This is a genomic window from Paenibacillus xylanexedens, assembly GCF_007676705.1.
Taxonomy (GTDB): Bacteria; Bacillota; Bacilli; order Paenibacillales; family Paenibacillaceae; genus Paenibacillus; species Paenibacillus xylanexedens_C.
Genome location: NZ_VEBF01000001.1, coordinates 969,628 through 987,602, shown reverse-complemented (window position 1 = coordinate 987,602; position 17,975 = coordinate 969,628). Strand labels below are relative to the sequence as shown.

18 protein-coding genes are annotated in these 17,975 nt (G+C 46.5%); 12 read left to right on the top strand and 6 right to left on the bottom strand.

Going from position 1 to position 17,975, the window contains the following annotated elements:
* Positions 1–13: 13 nt before the first annotated feature.
* Both FS628_RS04270 and FS628_RS04265 read right to left on the bottom strand, forming a co-directional pair.
* Entirely contained in the window at positions 14–694 is a 681-nt protein-coding gene (locus tag FS628_RS04270) for a zinc metallopeptidase (RefSeq protein ID WP_145319304.1), read from the bottom strand.
* 28 nt (positions 695–722) lie between these two features.
* The gene (locus FS628_RS04265) at positions 723–1,151 is read right to left on the bottom strand and encodes a MerR family transcriptional regulator (RefSeq protein ID WP_076209500.1); all 429 of its coding nucleotides are present in this window, start codon (positions 1,149–1,151) and stop codon (positions 723–725) included.
* A 352-nt stretch (positions 1,152–1,503) separates the two neighbouring features.
* Between FS628_RS04265 and FS628_RS04260 the strand changes: the two genes are divergently transcribed.
* From FS628_RS04260 to FS628_RS04250, 3 genes are read left to right on the top strand one after another with little or no spacing between them, the layout of a single operon-like run.
* On the top strand, positions 1,504–2,904 hold the full coding sequence (locus tag FS628_RS04260; protein WP_074094452.1) for an ammonium transporter: 1,401 nt from the start codon (positions 1,504–1,506) through the stop codon (positions 2,902–2,904).
* Positions 2,905–2,945: 41 nt separating this feature from the next.
* Positions 2,946–4,031, top strand: coding sequence for a DUF294 nucleotidyltransferase-like domain-containing protein (locus tag FS628_RS04255; protein WP_440131263.1), 1,086 nt, complete (start codon positions 2,946–2,948; stop codon positions 4,029–4,031).
* Complete coding sequence (locus FS628_RS04250; RefSeq protein ID WP_145319298.1) at positions 4,028–4,765, top strand: exonuclease domain-containing protein; 738 nt, start codon at positions 4,028–4,030, stop codon at positions 4,763–4,765. The genes FS628_RS04255 and FS628_RS04250 overlap by 4 nt, the downstream gene beginning before the upstream one ends.
* Here the strand turns inward: FS628_RS04250 and FS628_RS04245 are convergent.
* Positions 4,751–5,242 (bottom strand): M67 family metallopeptidase, encoded by a 492-nt coding sequence (locus FS628_RS04245; RefSeq protein ID WP_145319295.1) that lies wholly within the window; start codon positions 5,240–5,242, stop codon positions 4,751–4,753. The genes FS628_RS04250 and FS628_RS04245 overlap by 15 nt on opposite strands.
* 226 nt (positions 5,243–5,468) lie before the next feature.
* On the opposite strand from FS628_RS04245, the gene FS628_RS04240 reads away from it, so the two are divergent.
* Positions 5,469–6,020 (top strand): TlpA disulfide reductase family protein, encoded by a 552-nt coding sequence (locus FS628_RS04240; protein ID WP_145319292.1) that lies wholly within the window; start codon positions 5,469–5,471, stop codon positions 6,018–6,020.
* Positions 6,021–6,102: 82 nt separating this feature from the next.
* Here FS628_RS04240 and cimA read toward each other — a convergent pair whose 3' ends face one another.
* Positions 6,103–7,722, bottom strand: a complete 1,620-nt coding sequence (cimA, locus tag FS628_RS04235) for a citramalate synthase (protein ID WP_145319289.1) — start codon at positions 7,720–7,722, stop codon at positions 6,103–6,105.
* Between the two features lie 509 nt (positions 7,723–8,231).
* Between cimA and FS628_RS04230 the strand changes: the two genes are divergently transcribed.
* From FS628_RS04230 to FS628_RS04220, 3 genes are all read left to right on the top strand, one after another.
* Complete coding sequence (locus tag FS628_RS04230) at positions 8,232–9,554, top strand: DNA polymerase IV (protein ID WP_260870925.1); 1,323 nt, start codon at positions 8,232–8,234, stop codon at positions 9,552–9,554.
* Between the two features lie 117 nt (positions 9,555–9,671).
* Positions 9,672–9,914 carry a ferredoxin gene (locus FS628_RS04225; protein WP_145319286.1) on the top strand — a complete coding sequence of 81 codons (243 nt, stop codon included), beginning with the start codon at positions 9,672–9,674 and terminating at the stop codon, positions 9,912–9,914.
* A gap of 228 nt (positions 9,915–10,142) precedes the next feature.
* Entirely contained in the window at positions 10,143–11,585 is a 1,443-nt protein-coding gene (locus FS628_RS04220) for a L,D-transpeptidase family protein (RefSeq protein ID WP_145319283.1), read from the top strand.
* A gap of 42 nt (positions 11,586–11,627) precedes the next feature.
* Here the strand turns inward: FS628_RS04220 and FS628_RS31260 are convergent, their stop codons facing one another.
* Positions 11,628–11,765, bottom strand: coding sequence for a hypothetical protein (locus FS628_RS31260; protein ID WP_017689367.1), 138 nt, complete (start codon positions 11,763–11,765; stop codon positions 11,628–11,630).
* A 254-nt stretch (positions 11,766–12,019) separates the two neighbouring features.
* Between FS628_RS31260 and FS628_RS04215 the strand changes: the two genes are divergently transcribed.
* The 3 genes from FS628_RS04215 (at position 12,020) to FS628_RS04205 (ending at position 14,536) form a co-directional block, all read left to right on the top strand.
* Positions 12,020–13,117: a quinone-dependent dihydroorotate dehydrogenase gene (locus tag FS628_RS04215; protein ID WP_145319280.1), complete on the top strand. Its 1,098-nt coding sequence runs from the start codon at positions 12,020–12,022 to the stop codon at positions 13,115–13,117.
* 134 nt (positions 13,118–13,251) lie between these two features.
* Positions 13,252–14,067, top strand: coding sequence for a GTP pyrophosphokinase (locus FS628_RS04210; RefSeq protein ID WP_105410597.1), 816 nt, complete (start codon positions 13,252–13,254; stop codon positions 14,065–14,067).
* A complete protein-coding gene (locus FS628_RS04205) occupies positions 14,054–14,536 on the top strand; it encodes a DUF309 domain-containing protein (protein ID WP_145319277.1) in 483 nt (160 codons plus the stop codon). The genes FS628_RS04210 and FS628_RS04205 overlap by 14 nt, the downstream gene beginning before the upstream one ends.
* 214 nt (positions 14,537–14,750) lie before the next feature.
* On the opposite strand, the gene FS628_RS04200 is transcribed toward FS628_RS04205, so the two are convergent.
* Entirely contained in the window at positions 14,751–15,299 is a 549-nt protein-coding gene (locus tag FS628_RS04200) for a thioredoxin family protein (protein ID WP_145319274.1), read from the bottom strand.
* Between the two features lie 221 nt (positions 15,300–15,520).
* Between FS628_RS04200 and FS628_RS04195 the strand changes: the two genes are divergently transcribed.
* On the top strand, positions 15,521–17,218 hold the full coding sequence (locus FS628_RS04195; protein WP_145319272.1) for an RsmB/NOP family class I SAM-dependent RNA methyltransferase: 1,698 nt from the start codon (positions 15,521–15,523) through the stop codon (positions 17,216–17,218).
* Complete coding sequence (locus FS628_RS04190; RefSeq protein ID WP_145319270.1) at positions 17,215–17,961, top strand: pseudouridine synthase; 747 nt, start codon at positions 17,215–17,217, stop codon at positions 17,959–17,961. The genes FS628_RS04195 and FS628_RS04190 overlap by 4 nt, the downstream gene beginning before the upstream one ends.
* Positions 17,962–17,975: the final 14 nt, after the last annotated feature.

The following is a 17,975-nucleotide window of genomic DNA, read 5'->3' as shown; positions in this document are numbered from 1 at the left end:
GTTTACCTTACCATTAATCGCGGCTGTTGAAGATTCCGATGTAACGAATCAGTTCAAGCAGTGAGATCAGCGCTGCAGCGACGTAAGTCAAGGCTGCGGCATTCAGAACTTTAGCAACGCCTTTTTCTTCTTCGTTACGGATGTAACCTTCGGATACCATGATCTCTCTTGCACGATTGCTGGCGTTGAACTCAACCGGTAATGTGATGAGTTGGAACGCAACAGTTACGGAGAAGAAGATGATACCGATACCTACAAGGTTCATGGCATTGAAGATGAATCCTGCAATCAACAGGAACGGAGCTAATCCGGATGCAAAGTTCACAATTGGGAAGATCCGGTGACGCAGTGCCAGCATGGGATAACTTTCTTTATGCTGAATGGCGTGGCCAACTTCGTGACACGCTACCGAAACAGCTGAGATTGAGTTTTCGTAATATACTGGTTCCGATAAGCGTACAACCCGATTGATCGGATCATAGTGATCAGAAAGTGAGCCGCGTACAGGCTCAATTGGAACATCATGTAGGCCGTTAGCGTCGAGCATCTGGCGAGCGGCATCGTAGCCGGTGATTCCATTCTGGTTCGGTACCTCCGACCAACGTCTAAACGTACCTTTAACGCGAAATTGCGCCCATAAAGAGAGCAAAAAGGCGATAATGATCAATACGAACATACCGTTATTAAAACTCATATTCATTCCTCCGCTTTCTAATAATAAGCTACATCATGGTGTTCTCAAGCAAGATTTTCAGTGCCTCCATTGTCCCGGCACTTTTGGTAAGTAGTCCTGCCATCATCTTGCGTGCTTGTACAGGTTTCATCTCCCCAAGTAGCGGTTTGAGTTCATTAACCTCTCGCTCAAGTTGCTGCACATGAAGCTCCAATGTTGTCAATTTGCTTGCAACTTGTTCTTCCGTGCTAACCAGACGCCACTTCTCAAGAGATTGCTTAATCTCGTCGAGACTATACTTCTCTTGTTTCATCTGTACAATACGTTCAAGCCTGGTTAAAGTTTCATTACTATAGAGACGATAATTTTTTTGTGTACGTTCTTCGGGAGAGATCAGTCCAAGCTTTGTGTAATAATCAATCGTCCGTTCACTAACACCAGCGGTCTTGGCAAGTTCGCCAATCCGAAAAAGTTTCATATCCCCAATGATATTCACCTCGCTTGCAAGTTCAAATGTAGGGAATTGTAGTTTCCAACTGCGAATTTATATACTACGCCCAATTTTTCTTACTAATAAGTATGATACATGATCTTTAACCGTACAGTCAAACGTTATGCTTTAGTAATCAGCATGTTTCATTTCTATATCTATGTACTCATAGAATGTGAATATGTACTTAAGTGCAAGAAAAAGACGCATGACTTTATTCCCAGAAATAATTTTCAGTTTTGATGAAAATACTCTTGTCAACTTTCCTCTCTTCTGCTTATAATGACATTAAGAGTTTCACGATATGTGAAGAAACTTAACATAAGAGGGAGTGGGGTACATGAGAAAGAAATGGTTAGTTTCGGTGTTAGTAATGCTTACTTTGTTCGCTTTTCCGGTCAGTGCATTCGCAGCTGCGGAGGGGCCAACTAACATTGAACTTCAAAGTGGTTTGAACTCAGCCTTTACGTTTCTGGCTGTAGTGCTTGTGTTCTTGATGCAAGGGGGATTTGCTTTACTTGAAGCAGGTTCAACACGAATGAAGAATGCAGGACACATTGCGGGTAAGACCATCCTGACATTGGGAATTTCAGTTATTGCCTTCTGGGCTTTGGGCTTCGGTCTTGGTTTCGGTAATGGTAACAGCTTCTTTGGAACAACAGGATTCTTCCTGAGTGGTGACAAGATGGCTGCTTCCTTCGAATCACTGGCTTTCTCCGATGTTCCACTGACTATTAAATTCGTATTCCATCTCGCCTTTGCGGCGGTATCTCTGGCCATTGCCTGCGGTGGTATGGCTGAACGTGCAAAGATGAGCGTATATATTGTTTTCGGTACACTTTATACCATTATCATGTATCCGGTTGTTGCTCACTGGGTATGGGGCGGCGGCTGGTTGGCTGAGCTGGGTATGCAAGACTTTGCAGGATCGACGGTTGTTCACTTGACTGGTGCGACTGCAGCGTTGGTAGCTACCATTTTGTTGAAACCACGTATTGGTAAATACAACAAAGACGGCAAACCTAACATCATTCCGGGTCACAACCAAGTGTATTCCGTACTCGGGGTTATTATCCTCTGGATCGGTTGGTTCGGATTTAACCCAGGTAGTACATTATCTGCCATGGGGGATGGATTCTTCGGTTATGTTGCATTGACTACTAACGTAGCTGCTGCAGCTGGTGGTGTTGCTGCACTGTTGATTTCTTGGGCAGTTCTTGGTAAGTCCGATATTCCTAGCATGTTAAACGGTGTGCTTGCGGCACTCGTTGCGATTACAGGAGCATGTGCATTCGTTGAACCTTGGGCAGCTCTGGTTATCGGTGCTTTGGCGGGTATCATCACATTCTTCACAGCACAGTACTTCGATCGTAAAGGAATTGACGATCCAATCTACGCTTTCTCCGTGCATGGTATTGCTGGTATGTGGGGGGCGATCTCCACAGGTTTGTTCGCTACTCCTGAACTTGCGGAGAATGCTGGTGTAGGTCAAGCGGGTCTGTTCTATGGCGGTGGCTTCCATCAATTGGGCGTACAACTTCTAGGTTTGGCAGGTGCTTTTGCCTTCGTACTGGTGATGTCCTTCATTATTCTGGGCGGAATGAAAGCGATCATGGGCATCCGTGTTACTGAAGAAGAAGAAACAATGGGTCTGGATATCAGTGAGCACGGCACTTACGGATACCCTGAACAAATGAAAAATGTAGATTCCAAATCCAATGGTGGTACGTTCAGCTCCTGAGGTGAATAATGCTGAAACATGCTTCAAGGAGGCTGGACATGATGGAACCCATCTCGTATACAAACTATTCCTGGTCTTATGAGGGAATCGATGGTGCGATGTCTTCTCAAGGACTGCGCCAGGCACGTGTGATATTACAGAACGAGCTCCAGGAATTGTTGTCCGCTTCCTTGTCGCCGATCGAGTGGTACCAAACGGTAAATGAACTGCATGACCGGATTGCACGGAAAGCAGTAGAGTTATGCATTCAGGGGATGGTTGAGGAAGGCTTCGGCCAACCTCCCGTCCCCTATGCCTTTATCGTATTTGGCAGTTCCGGCAGGGAAGAAGCAACGTTATGGAGTGATCAGGATAATGGCATGATCATTAGCGATAATCCGCATGAAGGCAAAGAGGCATATTTTGCCGAGCTTGGACAGCGAATTACGGATATGTTGGAAGAAGTTGGTTACGCCAAGTGTGAAGGCAAAGTGATGTGCTCGGAGCCACTCTGGAGAAAAACGCTGGAATCATGGAAGCAACAATTAGCAGGTTGGAGCTCGGATCTGAATTGGGAGCCAGTTCGTAATCTGATCATCGCTTCAGACATGCGTTTTGTTGCAGGGGAGCGTAGTCTGGCAGAGGAATGGATTACGAGTTTCTATGAACAGTTTAGACTGGTTCCTGAACTTTCGGATGCAGTTCTTCGCAATACGGTTAAACATAAAGCTACATTAAATGTACTTGGACGAGTGGTTACAGAGCGATTCGGTGAACATGCAGGCGGATTTGATGTCAAGTATGGCTTGTACATTCCGCTGGTGAACAGCGCCCGTTATTTGGCTTTGCAACATGGGATCAAGGAGTCATCTACATTAAAAAGAATGGAGAGACTGACTTCGCTTGAAGCTGTTCCGTTTACATTACTGGATGCCTGTCAGCGGGCATTCACAGCCGCTCTGAAGCTTCGGAGAAGTACGCCGGTTGTCATCCAGCAGGGCTTGCAGCAGAGCAGTGGATTCCTGGATGAGAAACAGATGAAACAAAAACAGATTCATTATGAGCTTAGGGACACGCTGGGGTTGGTCCGACGAGTGCATCGTGCTTTGCAAAGACAGTTGCGTTTTGCAGAAAGGAGACGTCCATGAGAGAGCCGGTAAGGGGCAATACAGGATTCTGGAATTCGCTGCGTCAGGGAGGGGTTCCTTCCGCCATCGCTTCCATCATGGGAGCCCCTACGGCGCAACACATGGCGTTTATCCGTTCGATGATGAGAGAACAGCGCAGACCCGAGGTGCTGCATACTCCCTTGAAAGAGCTGGATGCCGTTGTATTTGATCTGGAAACGACGGGGTTCTCTCCTCAGCATGGGGATGAGATTATCTCATTTGGTGCAGTTCGTATACATGGTGGTGTAGTGCTGGAAGGAGAACAGTTCTATACGGTGGTGCAGTCCAAGACTGCGGTTCCGGAACATATTACTGAACTTACAGGTATTACACAGCAGATGACGCTGGACGCACCAACCTTGCTAGAGGGATTGCATGATTTCATGTCTTTTGTAGGCGGAAATGTTCTGATTGCACACGCGAGTGCGCATGACCGGGCCTTTCTGAATGCAGCTCTTTGGCGGACTTCAAAAGTAAGGCTGACGCATCGTTTAATCGATACGATGATGCTGGCGCGCTGGCTTGAACCAAGCAGGCCGGGATATGGTCTGGATGAATTGCTGGAATCCAGAGGTATTCCGATCCATGGACGGCATCATGCGTTGGAAGATTCAAAAATGACTGCACAATTATGGTCTTGCTATCTGGAGGACATGACTCGTAAAAATGTGGAAACCTTGGGTGATCTGTATACCCAGTTAAGTCACGCATAATGGAACGGGAAGCAAATTGTACGAAGGGACAATGTCTTGAGACTGGTCGTGTGGTATCTTCGAGGATTCAATCTGATAACCGTTCAGTTGCATGTTAGACCTCAATCCGGTTGTGAGGTCAGGTGAGCCGATGAGGTATATTTGAAGCAAACCGGCGAAGGCCGGAAGAGCTTGCATGTCCTCTAAGGAAGGAACAGGCTTTGTATGCGGATGAGAATGGAAGATGCCAATGAGCTTAGGTTCGGAGAATATGCACCGAATCCATTCGGCATCGTCCAGTGCAAAATGGTGCAGCGGGTCAGGTGCTACGTTACGAATGGGCTGAAACCGACTGATTCGTATGCCGCCCGCTGCGGTTTCACCCAGCATAACCCCGCAGGCTTCTTGCGGCAGCGAAAGAAACATGTGCTTTGACATCTCTTGTTCTACGGAAGAAGGGATGTAGAAGACGTTTTGCTGCCCGTGAAGTGCTGCCATTTGTATTCACCCCTCTCTCTTTGGCTCCTGCTTAGGCAGGAGTCCTTTTTCATTTTATTTTGTGTAATCCGGATTGTAAAATTTTAAAGGAAAAGGGTACAATATTAAAGAGAACATTTGGGAATCATGTTCTGGTGAACTGTTATTTGAGAGTGACAACATTTAGCATGCACAAATATTACGGTTTCAGTTTCAATATGCTAATTATATAAAAGGGTGGCGGGTTATGAAACGAAACATATACATACTCCTTGGTGTTGTCTTGCTGGTTGGTATTGCACTGGCCCAAAATGCGGATGACGGTATTGCTACCGTCTTTAAGCAGGAAGAACCCATGCCTACAGAGACGGGACCGCGTGCGGGTCTTCTGGCACCTGCTTTTTCTCTGACAGCAATGGATGGGAAGACGTACAGTGTGGGCGGTGCCAAAGATAAGGCCACGTTCGTCAGTTTCTGGGCATCCTGGTGTGAGCCGTGTAAACAGGAAGCTCCAGAGCTGAATAGAATGGCTGCGAAATACAAGGATAAGCTTGACCTGTATGGCGTTAATGTAACATCTTACGATAAACTCAAAGATGCCAAAGCTTTTGTGGATGAGTACCAACTGACGTTCCCTATTCCCTTGGACGAGAAGGGGACTGTATATGCTCAGTACAATGGGGTAGCTTTTCCAACGAATGTTCTGATTGACTCCAGAGGAGTTATACAGGAGATTATCCTGGGCATTTTGCCCGAAAAAGAGTTGGAACGTAAGATTAAAGAGCTTGTTGCAAATTAATCTCCAATAAAAAGGAAGCCTCCTTTACCCATGATTCATGGATGCAGAGGCTTCCTTTTTATTTTCCGGGAAATAAGCGCTATTAGTGGTTGCTTAACCCGTGAGCAGGAATAGGGAGTATGCCTGGCTCATCCTGCAATTTTTCCTGAAGCAACGCATAGCGGAAACTGTGCACAAGAGCTTCCCAACTTGCTTCAATCACGTTCTCGGATACACCAACAGTGTTCCATGTGTTTTCGGTGTTTTTGGATTCGATCAGTACACGAACTTTGGCAGCCGTGGCATCCTTCTCATCCAGTACACGTACTTTGTAGTCTGAAAGGTGCATGTTGGCAAGTGAAGGGAAGTATTGGACCAGCGCTTTACGAAGCGCGTTATCGAGTGCGTTGACCGGACCGTTCCCTTCAGCAGCGGTATAGACACTTGTTCCAGCCACGTTAAGCTTGACAAAAGCTTCAGAAACAACGGATTTCCCCGCCGTTTTCTCCACAAGCATTTTGAATGATTCAAAAGTGAACAATTCTTTCATGTCACCGTTTGCTTCACGAATCAACAATTCGAGCGAAGCATCTGCACCTTCGAATTGGTAACCCTGATGCTCCAAGTCTTTGATCTTCTCAATAATCTGACGTGAATTGGCACTGCTTGGATCGAACTCGAGACCCAATTCCTGTGCTTTGGACACAATGTTACTCTGTCCAGCAAGCTCCGAGACCAGCACACGCTGTTTGTTACCGACGAGTTCAGGCACAATGTGTTCGTAGGTACGAGAATCCCGGAGGATCGCAGAGACGTGAATACCGCCTTTGTGAGCAAAAGCAGCATTACCGACATATGGCTGATTAATCGGCATATTTACATTGGCAATCTCGCTGACATATCTGGCTACGTTCGTAAGTTGTCTCATGGAATCTTCCGTAACACATTCATAGCCAAGCTTCAGCTGCAAGTTCGGAATGATGGACGCAAGATTTGCGTTACCGCAACGCTCTCCATAACCGTTCATCGTTCCTTGAACCTGACGGGCTCCGGCTTGTACAGCGCTTAGTGTGTTGGCAACAGCTAGTTCACAATCATTATGTGTATGGATACCAAGATGTGCATGAGGCAGGCTTCTGTGCAGTGCAGACACGATCTCGTGTACCTCGTTCGGCATGGTCCCACCGTTCGTATCACACATGACGAGCCAGTCCGCTCCGGCCTCGTGAGCCTTGGTCAAAACCGCTTGAGCATACTCCGGGTTATGTTTGAATCCGTCAAAGAAGTGTTCTGCATCGAAGATCACTTCCATACCATTCTGTTTCAGATAGGCAATGGAATCATAGATCATGGACAAATTCTCTTCCAGCGTAGTCTGCAAAGCGGTATGCACATGGAAGTCCCATGATTTACCGACCAAGGTAGCAGCCTGTGCACCGGATTCGATCATGCGCTTCAGGTTGGCGTCTTCACTAGCGATGCTGCCTTTACGGCGTGTGCTACCAAAAGCAACAACCTTTGCGTTCAGGTTCAATTCCTTGACTCTTTTGAAAAACTCAATGTCCTTGGTATTGCTGCCGGGAATTCCGCCTTCAATATAATGGACACCCAGGTCATCAAGCTTCTTGGCAATTTTGAGTTTGTCGTCTGCCGATAAGCTGACACCCTCCCCTTGTGTGCCGTCACGTAAAGTCGTATCGAAGATGGAAATGGCCTTTGACATGAAGATCCTCCTTTGAGATGAAGCGCTTTTTTATAAGTTTAGATTGTAAGTTGAAAAAGCTGTTAAGTACGTTAGTGGACAAATCCTTCGATTCGGCAACGCTACACTGTGTTAAACTCGATGTGCTGATTTGTCCTAAAGTCGTCAATTTGTATAATTAATTATTATAGCACCATTATAGCCAAATGCTACATAGAAATCGCAGTTTCATGTAACAATTATCGGATTTTAGAGCAAAAAGAAGGATGTTATTCAGAATCGGGAGGTATGTTATAATCTATTATTGAGTTTTAATTGGAATATATGGAAGAAAAGGAGGGTCTATTTTGACTTTTTTATGGGAAAATACGATTATTGCCCTGATCACTTTGATTCTTGTTGTAAGTGTAGGTTGGCTGATTATTCGGTCTCTGATCAGATCTCACAGAAAATAAAAGCACCTGACTGAATTTACATAGTGGTTTTGATATACTATAGAAGAAAGAAATTTGTTTCATTAATTAGTGTGCATGAAAGGGCGGGAGTTCATGATGTCTTCAGACGGCAATCCTCCAGCGAATGTGGATCGATATTACCCTACAGCCGGACGGGTGATTCTGCATGTGGATATGAATGCTTTCTACTGCTCTGTACATGAAGCCGAGGAACCGGATCTATATAAAGGAAAAGCAACGGCCGTTGCGGGTAGCAGTGAACTGCGCAAGGGTGTAATCGTAACCTGCTCATATGCCGCTCGTAACCGGGGCATCTCAACAGGCATGGTTGTACACCAAGCGATGAAAAAGTGCCCTGATCTCATTGTGATTCGTCCTGATTTTCATCTTTATCGCAAATATTCAAGAGAATTTATGCAAATTGCGTATAGTTATACGCCTCAACTTGAGGCGACGTCCATTGATGAGTGTTATCTTGATATTACAGGCTCAAGGCAATTCGGGAATCCGATGGAGATTGCGGAGAGCATTCAGCGCAGAATCAAGGATGAATTGGGGCTGCCTTGTTCCATTGGCATTGCACCCAACAAACTATTGGCGAAGATGGCTTCAGATCTGAAAAAACCAAATGGTATCTCCATTTTGCGTATGAGGGACGTACCCCGGATTCTTTGGCACAGGCCATGTAACGAGATGTTTGGCATTGGTAAAAAAACGGCTGAAAAGCTGAAAAAACTGGGCATCGAAACGATTGGTCAATTGGCCAAGTCGGATGAGAACATGCTGACCGAACTATTCGGAGTCAATGGAGCATGGCTCAAAAATTCTGCGAATGGCATTAACCATTCCGCGGTGCACGCTGAACGTGAGGCCAATAAATCCATTGGACATACGACCACTTTACCGGCGGATGTATCGGATATGAATGAGATTCATCGGGTATTCCTCAATATAAGTGACCAAGTAGCCAGAAGATTGCGCAAGCACGAAATGTTCAGCCAGGGTATTCAGATCACCATTCGGACACCAGATATGAAGACGATCACCCGATCACGTCTAATGGAAGTTCCTACGGAGGATGCAACGGTCATCTATCGTGAAGCCTGTAAACTATTTGAGAAGCATTGGGGCAGTGGCAAGCCTGTGCGTATGCTGGGTGTGACACTTCAGAACCTTATTCCAAGAGAGGAATCCGCTGTGCAGATGGACTTGTTTGAATATGAGCAGAAGCCCAAGAAGGACAATCTGATTCGAATTATGGATCAGTTACGCGATAAGTTTGGTGAGAATGCTGTTGTGACCGCAGGCATGCTTGGGGACGATCCATCCGTGCTGCTTCGCAATCATAAAGTGCGGGGTACTTCCCTGCAAAAAGATAACTTGCAAAGTCTTGATTAAATAAGTGATAATAGAGACTTGTGGTTGTAAAATGATTTGTAATTATTCTTACTTTGGTTTAATATGTTTCTAGATAAAAACACTGTACGTTTCGAATTTTAGGAGGAGAGAATGTAAATGAGTAAATATACTTGGGTTGAAAAAGACACATGCATCGCATGTGGTGCTTGTGGAGCAACGGCTCCTGACATCTACGATTACGATGATGAAGGTTTGGCAGAAGTTATCTTTGACGGCGATGCTAACCATGGTGTTAAAGCTATTCCAGAAGACTTGTTTGACGATATGCAGGATGCATGCGACGGCTGCCCTACAGATTCCATCAAAGTAGCGGACGAGCCTTTCAATAAAGAAGGCTAAGTATTTCTCCTATGAACACAAAGCACTTTCATTTGTCTTTACGACAAGGGAGGTGCTTTTTTTTTGTCTCCATTCAACTGTGATCTTATGATGTTATGACCTGCGGATCAAGGACGATTATTGTCGAAACCCCCTTTTTCCACCGGGTACTGAAGTCCTATGGATTCATCGACTGGTTATGCCGATATATAATGATATACGGAAAAAGGCGAAATAGTGGAGGATCGGATGCAAAATACTCATCTAAGAACATATGTCAAGAAACATCCCGACAATAAAATGGCCTGGTATCTGCTTGGAAAGGAGTACTTGGGCGAGGGACAGGAGGCCAAAGCCAATTATTGTTTTCAGCAAGCGGGCGAGGTTTACGAAGCATTTGAACGTAGTAAAGCTCCTGCTGACATCTGGGTGGACTATCAGGAGAAATTGGTGGAGATGTCTGAGCAAAAGGAGAAAAAACAACGTAGACGCAAAATGTGGCTTACGTTGTTCATGCTGCTTGTGCTGGCAGGTCTGCCACCTGCGGACGCTCCGGGTTTCAGTCGTGAAGCGGCCGACGCACTGTCATCTGCACTGGAATCCACGGATGAGATCCCTGACCCTGTAGGAGCGGATCAACAGGCTGGGACTGCATCGATTCCACCAAGTAATGTGTTCACCGCTGCAGCATTTGGTGGAGGCAACCATGGCGAGGCTGCGCTCGCAGCTGCCTGGTCCGGGTCAGGCCCGAAAATAGAGACATCGGCTGTACTGGGGATGCAAACCTCGGACGACTGGTCTTTATGGAAGCGCAATATGCCTGTGAAATACATCGTACAGACCAATACGAGCGGGAAATTAACCGCACAGAGTTATGATGCCAAGCAGTGTAACTGTGAACCTCCTGAAGTCACGCCGAAAATCAAAAAGATGGCCTTGGTGTGGACCGCCAAGCAGGAAGCCGCTGCATCATTATCGAGCGCAATCGTTGCCTATCGCAAACAAAAGGGCACTTGGCCCAAGAGTGTAACGCAATTGGCCCAGCCATTTCCGAATAATATTTTGGGAGAAACTGCACCGGGTATGACAGAGATGTTTCCAAAACTATTAGCTCTGCATCAAGGAAAGGCGCAGACAGGAAAAGGCGATGCGAGTGGGAAAGAGAGTGGTCCGACAACTTCAAATTCGCCTCAAGGCAACAATGCCGCTTTTGCGGATACGCTTAGTGGTAAGCCTTTTTTGCAGGAACCGCTTGAGATTGTCATTGATAAGGATAAACATAAACTTGCTTTGATCAGTGGGAACACCATAGTTCGTATGTATGACGTGGGACTTGGTGGTAATCGAACACCGGAGGGAGCATTTGTCATTACAGATAAAGTGGTCAATCCGAATGGTCGTTCGAACGGTGAGTTCGGAAGCAGGGGCATGCAACTCTCGGATACGAACTATGCCATCCATGGGACCAACGAGCCGGACAGTATCGGACTGGATGAGTCCCTTGGATGTGTGAGAATGCGCACAGGAGATGTAGAAGAGTTATTCGCTCTTGCTCCGCAAGGCACTCCAGTACGCATCGGAGAAGATGTGCTGCCAGATCTAACGCTTGTTCCAGAAGCGAAACAGCGTTATCAACATACACTTGTTCCGAAACAAAATAATCCGAACAAAACGTATCACTGGCTGAACTGACCTGCTTGATATGTAGAATCAGATGCAATCAGCCTGAATCATCTACATGTTGGCAATAATGATAAGAGCTCCAATGATGATGATCAAGCCGCCTACACTGGCTGCTGTCCAGGCAATGGCTTTGCGATTCACTTCTTCTTTCTTTTGCTGTAGCGCAGGTGGTTTACGTTTGGGAGCCATGAGTTATTCCTCCTTATTGGAATAGAACTGGTGTAGAGTAACCATGCTCTCATTGTAAAGAATTCAACTCGTCATTTCCAGTAGGCGGGTGGATTTCTTGTGAGCATTTTGCATTATTCGATTTGTGCTGTCTATGCGCAAACTACTTTCCTTTTTAATAAGAAACGGATAGACTTGAGTGTAGAGTGTTTTTATACATATGAAAAGACGGCAAACGGCCTTTTGGCGTACCGGACCAGAACGGAGTGAGTGATTTGTTATACAGAAGTCTTGCTAAACCTTTGTTATTCAAAATGGACCCTGAACAGGCCCATCATCTGATTATTGGTGGCCTTAGTGGCATGGGCAGCATCCGTCCAGTTCCTTCCGGACTGCGTGTGATGTATGGTGTTCGTGAAACGTCGGATCTGGCTGTAGACATGTTTGGTTGTCATTTCCCTACACCTGTTGGTCTGGCTGCGGGTCTGGACAAAAACGGACAGGCTGTAACGGGCTTTTCTTCCATCGGATTTGGATTCATGGAAGTGGGAACTGTGACACCACTTGCGCAACCAGGTAATGATCAGCCACGTCTGTTCCGCTTGCCTCCAGATGAGGCTTTGGTGAATCGGATGGGCTTCAACAACCTCGGTGCAGAAGCGATGGCAGGTGAATTGTCCCGACTGCAGGATCGTCGCATTCCAGTGGCGGTTAACATCGGCAAGAATAAAGCCACTTCTAATGAAGAGGCTCATCTGGACTATGCGAAGTGCATTCAGGCGCTATACGATTATGCTGACCTGTTCGTGGTTAATATTAGTTCACCAAATACACCGGATCTGCGTAATCTGCAACATGGGAATGAATTGAAGGAACTGCTCGCTGCGGTCATGAACGAGATGAAAGTGCAGCATGCACGAGCGGGCGGGGCGGTCAAATCAGTACTGGTGAAGATCGCACCGGATGTGAATGATCAGGAGCTTGAATATATGGTTCGCACGATTGCGGATAGTGGCGTTGCGGGCATTATCGCAACGAACACAACGATCAGTCGTACAGGACTTTCTCACCAACATGCGAAAGAAACTGGGGGGTTGAGCGGTAAACCTCTGCGTGAGCGTTCAACGGAAATTATTCGCCAGATCTATCGTCAGACCGAAGGGAAACTTCCGATTATCGGTTCAGGTGGCATTTTCACAAGTGAGGATGCCTACGAGAAAATTAAAGCTGGAGCAAGCCTGGTCGAAATATATACAGCATTGATCTATGAAGGACCTGAGGTGAATCGGCGTATTCATGCCGGACTGCGCGAGTTACTGCGCAAAGACGGTTACCGTCATATCTCTGAAGCGGTTGGAGCGGAGCATCGTTAAGAAGGATTGTGAATCCCCGGAATGAAAATATAGAAGCATGGAAGAGCGTAAAATGGTTCGGGACTCTTCCCCCCACCAAACATCATGTATAATGGAATAGAACAGGGGACGCTATAGAGACAGGAGGCATAAGCATGGACGGTAGAGACTGGGGTACATTTTTACTTCCTTATGAACAAGCGGTAGAGGAATTGAAAGTCAAGTTTAAGACAATGCGGGCGGAACTGAAGAAACGGGAAGAGTATGCTCCGATTGAATTCGTTACCGGTCGTGTCAAAAAAATATCCAGTATTCTGGAGAAATCCAGACGACTGAATGTGTCGCTTGATGACGTGGAAACAGGCATTGAGGATATTGCAGGTATCCGCATCATGTGCCAGTTCGTAGATGATATCCGTCGGGTTGCCGAGTACATTCGGGGCCGCAAGGATCTCACGGTATTAATTGAGAAAGATTATATTACGAATTTCAAAGAGAGCGGCTATCGCAGCTTCCATATGATTATTGAGTATCCCGTTCAGACGGCTCTGGGACAAAAGAATGTATTGGCCGAGATACAGATCCGAACGCTCGCGATGAACTTCTGGGCGACCATTGAGCATTCTCTGAGTTACAAGTTTCGGGAAGGCTTACCGGATGACATGAGAACCAGGTTGAAAAAGACGGCTGAGGCCGCTTTTATACTGGACAATGAGATGTCTGCAATTCGCCTGCAGATCCTGGAGGCACAGAAAGCCTTTGAGGATGATTCCAATATCGTGTCTAGAACGCTGAATATCATTCATCAATTATACTTTTACCACCTTGTCAGTGAAGCGATTGAGGCACAGAAGCGTTTTAATGATTGTTGGGAACGGCATGATATGGAAGGGCTCAAAGACCTGCTGGATGATGTTAAGGAACTTCTGAACAACGCCAGAAAGGGCGAAAACCCGGATGAGCATCTATGAGTCACTGTACATTGACTACTTAATCTATTTCAATCGGGATCAGGATTATTTCGAGTGCCATGAGGTGCTGGAAGAATTGTGGCTTGAACGGGACCGGGATTCTCTCTATAAGGGATTGTTGCAGATTGCTGTTGGTTTGTACCACTTCAGGAATGGCAATCTCCGCGGAGGCATCATGATGTTGCAGAGTTCAGTTGATCTTCTGGAACCTTATCCTGATACAACTCTGGGCATTGATCTTGGGAAGTTGGTAAAGGAAGTAAAGGACCTCGTGAAGGAACTGTCTGAATCCGACGCTCAGTCTGTGACTTACAGGGATTTGTCCATACGGATTATTGATGAGGTACTGGAACAGGAGATACTTAGGAGATCGCTTGAGCTGAAGCCTAATATTCCACAGCGCCGGAGTCCCACTAGAGGACGAATTTACGAAGAGAAGATGAAGGCGATGGATCAGGGCAAAAGTTGAACATAATCACGTAGCGTCAAAATGAGCATTCCATGGATATGAAGTTCCATGTATATGAAACACCCCGATGATTCCTGTAAAGGGAAAGTTCGGGGTGTTTTTTGAATGTTGCGTCATATTGAGATCATTGCAGATGGTATGCCTGTCCGTTATCGGAGCAATCCCGGGTGACACAAGTATCTTACTGCGGTTAGTGTCGATATTGAACTATCCGTTAGCTTGCCGAAGGAGTGGCACTGCCTTTATATTTTTGGAAAAATTGTTTGTAATCGTCCAGCGTATAGCCTTGGTCACTGCCATTCTCTTGCAGTCCGCCAACCATACGGTCTTTCTCGACACCAGCCTCATAGTAAACCAGAGTAGGCGTGAACTCGATGTTGTAATCAGTCCATCCAGCTTCGAATTCGCGTAGGTTGAACTGCGGAAGCTCGATGCCTTCGCTGTCAACCAGCGGCATCAACTGAGGTGTAGTGGCACGGCAGTGTGAACAGTCGGAAGCGAAGAAGTAAACAAAGAAGCTATCTTTGTTATCGATTTTGGCTTTGAGATCAGCTGGCACAATAATTTGTTGATAGTTGGGATCACTAAGCAGTTCCCGCGTAGCTGGATTGAGCTTGGAAGCAGCGATGCCATAAGCATTCTCTACCGTATCCATCTGTTTCTTGGATTGCTGGTCTACGACAACCAGTGCTGCAATCATAATGACTAAAATACCCAGGAAAATCAGGATGGCAGCACTTTTCTTTTTCTTCTTGGATTTCATTGGACATCCCCCATCGATCATATCGAAATATAGTTTTGGCAAAAATAGAGGTTGGGATAATATGCATAAACACCCGAATTTTTGCTCAGGAATCAATCTACTTGCCATTATACTACATTACACGCTGTAGTGGAATAGATACGATATGATAGGAAAGCATAGTCTGGATATGATAAAATAAAACGATAATGCAATCTTACCAAGACAGGATGAGTGGGAATATGGGTGTAAAGCTACCTTTGATATTTGCCGAGCGAATGAAAAGTTTGCTGGGCGATGAGTTTGAACATTTTATGAAATCTTATGAGCAGTCTCCCCATGCGGGGCTGAGAGTGAATACGTTGAAAATATCGATGGAAGAATTCGATGAGATTGCTCCATTTGATCTAAGATCAATTCCGTGGTGTGAGACAGGGTTCTATGTACCACATGGTGTTAAACCGGGTCTGCACCCTTATTATCATGCAGGTCTGTATTATATACAGGAACCAAGTGCTATGGCTCCTGTTGAATTATTGCAGGTGGAACCTGGAGATCGCGTGCTTGATCTGTGTGCAGCTCCGGGAGGCAAGACGACACAGATTGCAGCAAAGCTGCAAGGCAAGGGCGTGCTTGTCACGAATGATATCCATGCCGAACGTACGAAAGCGCTGGCCAAGAACGTGGAATTGTACGGGGTAAGGAACGCCGTTGTGTTGAATGAGTCGCCCGAGCGGATCGCGAATGCATTTCCTCATTATTTTGACAAAGTATTAATTGATGCGCCTTGTTCAGGTGAAGGTATGTTCCGCAAGGATGAAGACATGGTGAAATCGTGGGAACATCATTCGGTGGATAAATGTGTGTTAATGCAGCGAGATATTCTCGAAACTGCGGCACGATTACTGGCCCCGGGAGGAACAATCGTATATTCGACATGTACCTTTGCGCCGGAGGAAAATGAAGCGATGATTGCGGAGTTTCTGAATGTAAACCGTGATTTCGCTGTCATGGACATCCCAGAAGAGACAGGATTCGCTCCAGGACGTCCGGAATGGGTGCGTCAGATGATGCCTGAGAAGGCGGAAGAGACGGAAGCTGTACTGGATCATACGCGTGGTACCGCAAGATTGTGGCCTCACCTTTTGGAAGGAGAGGGGCATTATGTCGCTGTATTGCAGCATCGTGCAGGGCAAGGATTACCAACAGATCAACCAGGAGTAGTTAAAGAAGGAGCAATGGAGTATGGACAGGTCGTGGATGTGTCCAGGATTGAAGTAGAGGGGAACAAGGATCACTCTATTGCTGCTTCTTCAATTGCTATGACCAAGGCTGATCGTAAAAAAGAGCGTTTGATGCGAATCGAATCGAGAGAGTCCCATGACAGACAGACCGGTGGCGGCAAGAATCCGGGTAAACAGGGCAAGAAAGGCAAAGATCACGGTGGTCGCAAGTCGGAACGGGGTAAGGGACGCGGAGCGGATCAGGCGAGCATAGACCCGGTTGAGATCTACACTCAGTTTATGAAAGAACAACTGGAGGTTGAGCTCGTCGGAGAAACGGTATGTTACGGAGATCGTGTGTATCAATCGTCAGTTGGGGCAGCTCGTTTGGAAGGACTCAAAGTCATTCGTCCAGGCTGGTTCATGGGCACGATCAAGAATGGTCGATTTGTTCCGTCGCACCCGCTTGCGTGTGCTCTGAATGCATCGGAGGCAAGGCGAAGTGTAAGTCTGTCATCTGCTGATGGTGAAGCCGTGAGGTACCTCAAGGGTGAAACATTGAATATTGAAGAAGAACGAGTGGTGCTCAAAGCGGATACGTTTGCCAAAGGGTACGTTCTTGTATGTGTAGATGGTTATGCCGCTGGCTGGGGGAAATGGCTGGATGGTGTACTGAAGAATGAATATCCGGCAGGCTGGAGGTGGACATCGGTATGAGTGGAAAAGGTAAACAAACGCTGCGTCTGGATAAGATATTGAGTCATATGGGTGTGGGAACACGGAGTGAACTCAAAAAGATGGTGAAGCAAGGCAGAATCCATGTAGATGGCAAAGCTGTGAAGGACAGCGGCGTACAGGTGAATCCGGAGGTCAACGTCATCGAGGCTGATGGGGAGCGAATTGTGTATCGGGAGATGATCTATCTGATGCTGCATAAACCTCCAGGTGTTGTGTCTGCTACCGAGGATAACAGAGATAAGACGGTGTTGGACTTGCTCCGGAAAGAGGATCGGGTCTTCAATCCGTTTCCTGTCGGACGACTGGATAAGGATACGGAAGGACTACTCATTCTTACGAATGATGGTCCACTTGCCCATGATCTGTTATCTCCACGCAAGCATGTGCCCAAAACCTATGAAGCCCGTGTACTGGGGAACGTGGATGAAGAGGATGTGCAACGTTTCAAAGCCGGGATTCAGCTGGATGATGGATACGAGACATTGCCTGCCGAGCTGACAATAGTTGGTCAGGAAGAGACGGAAGAAGGCACGATCTCGTTGATTTCGCTTGTTATCCACGAAGGGAAATTTCATCAGGTGAAACGTATGTTTCAGGCGGTAGGCAAGCGAGTGATCTATCTGAAACGCGTAGCCATGGGTGACCTGAAACTGGCTTCCGATCTTGCTATCGGGAGCTATCGTGAACTAACCGCAGACGAGTTGAACCTTCTGCGGAAGTAAAGCTCCCGCCCTTC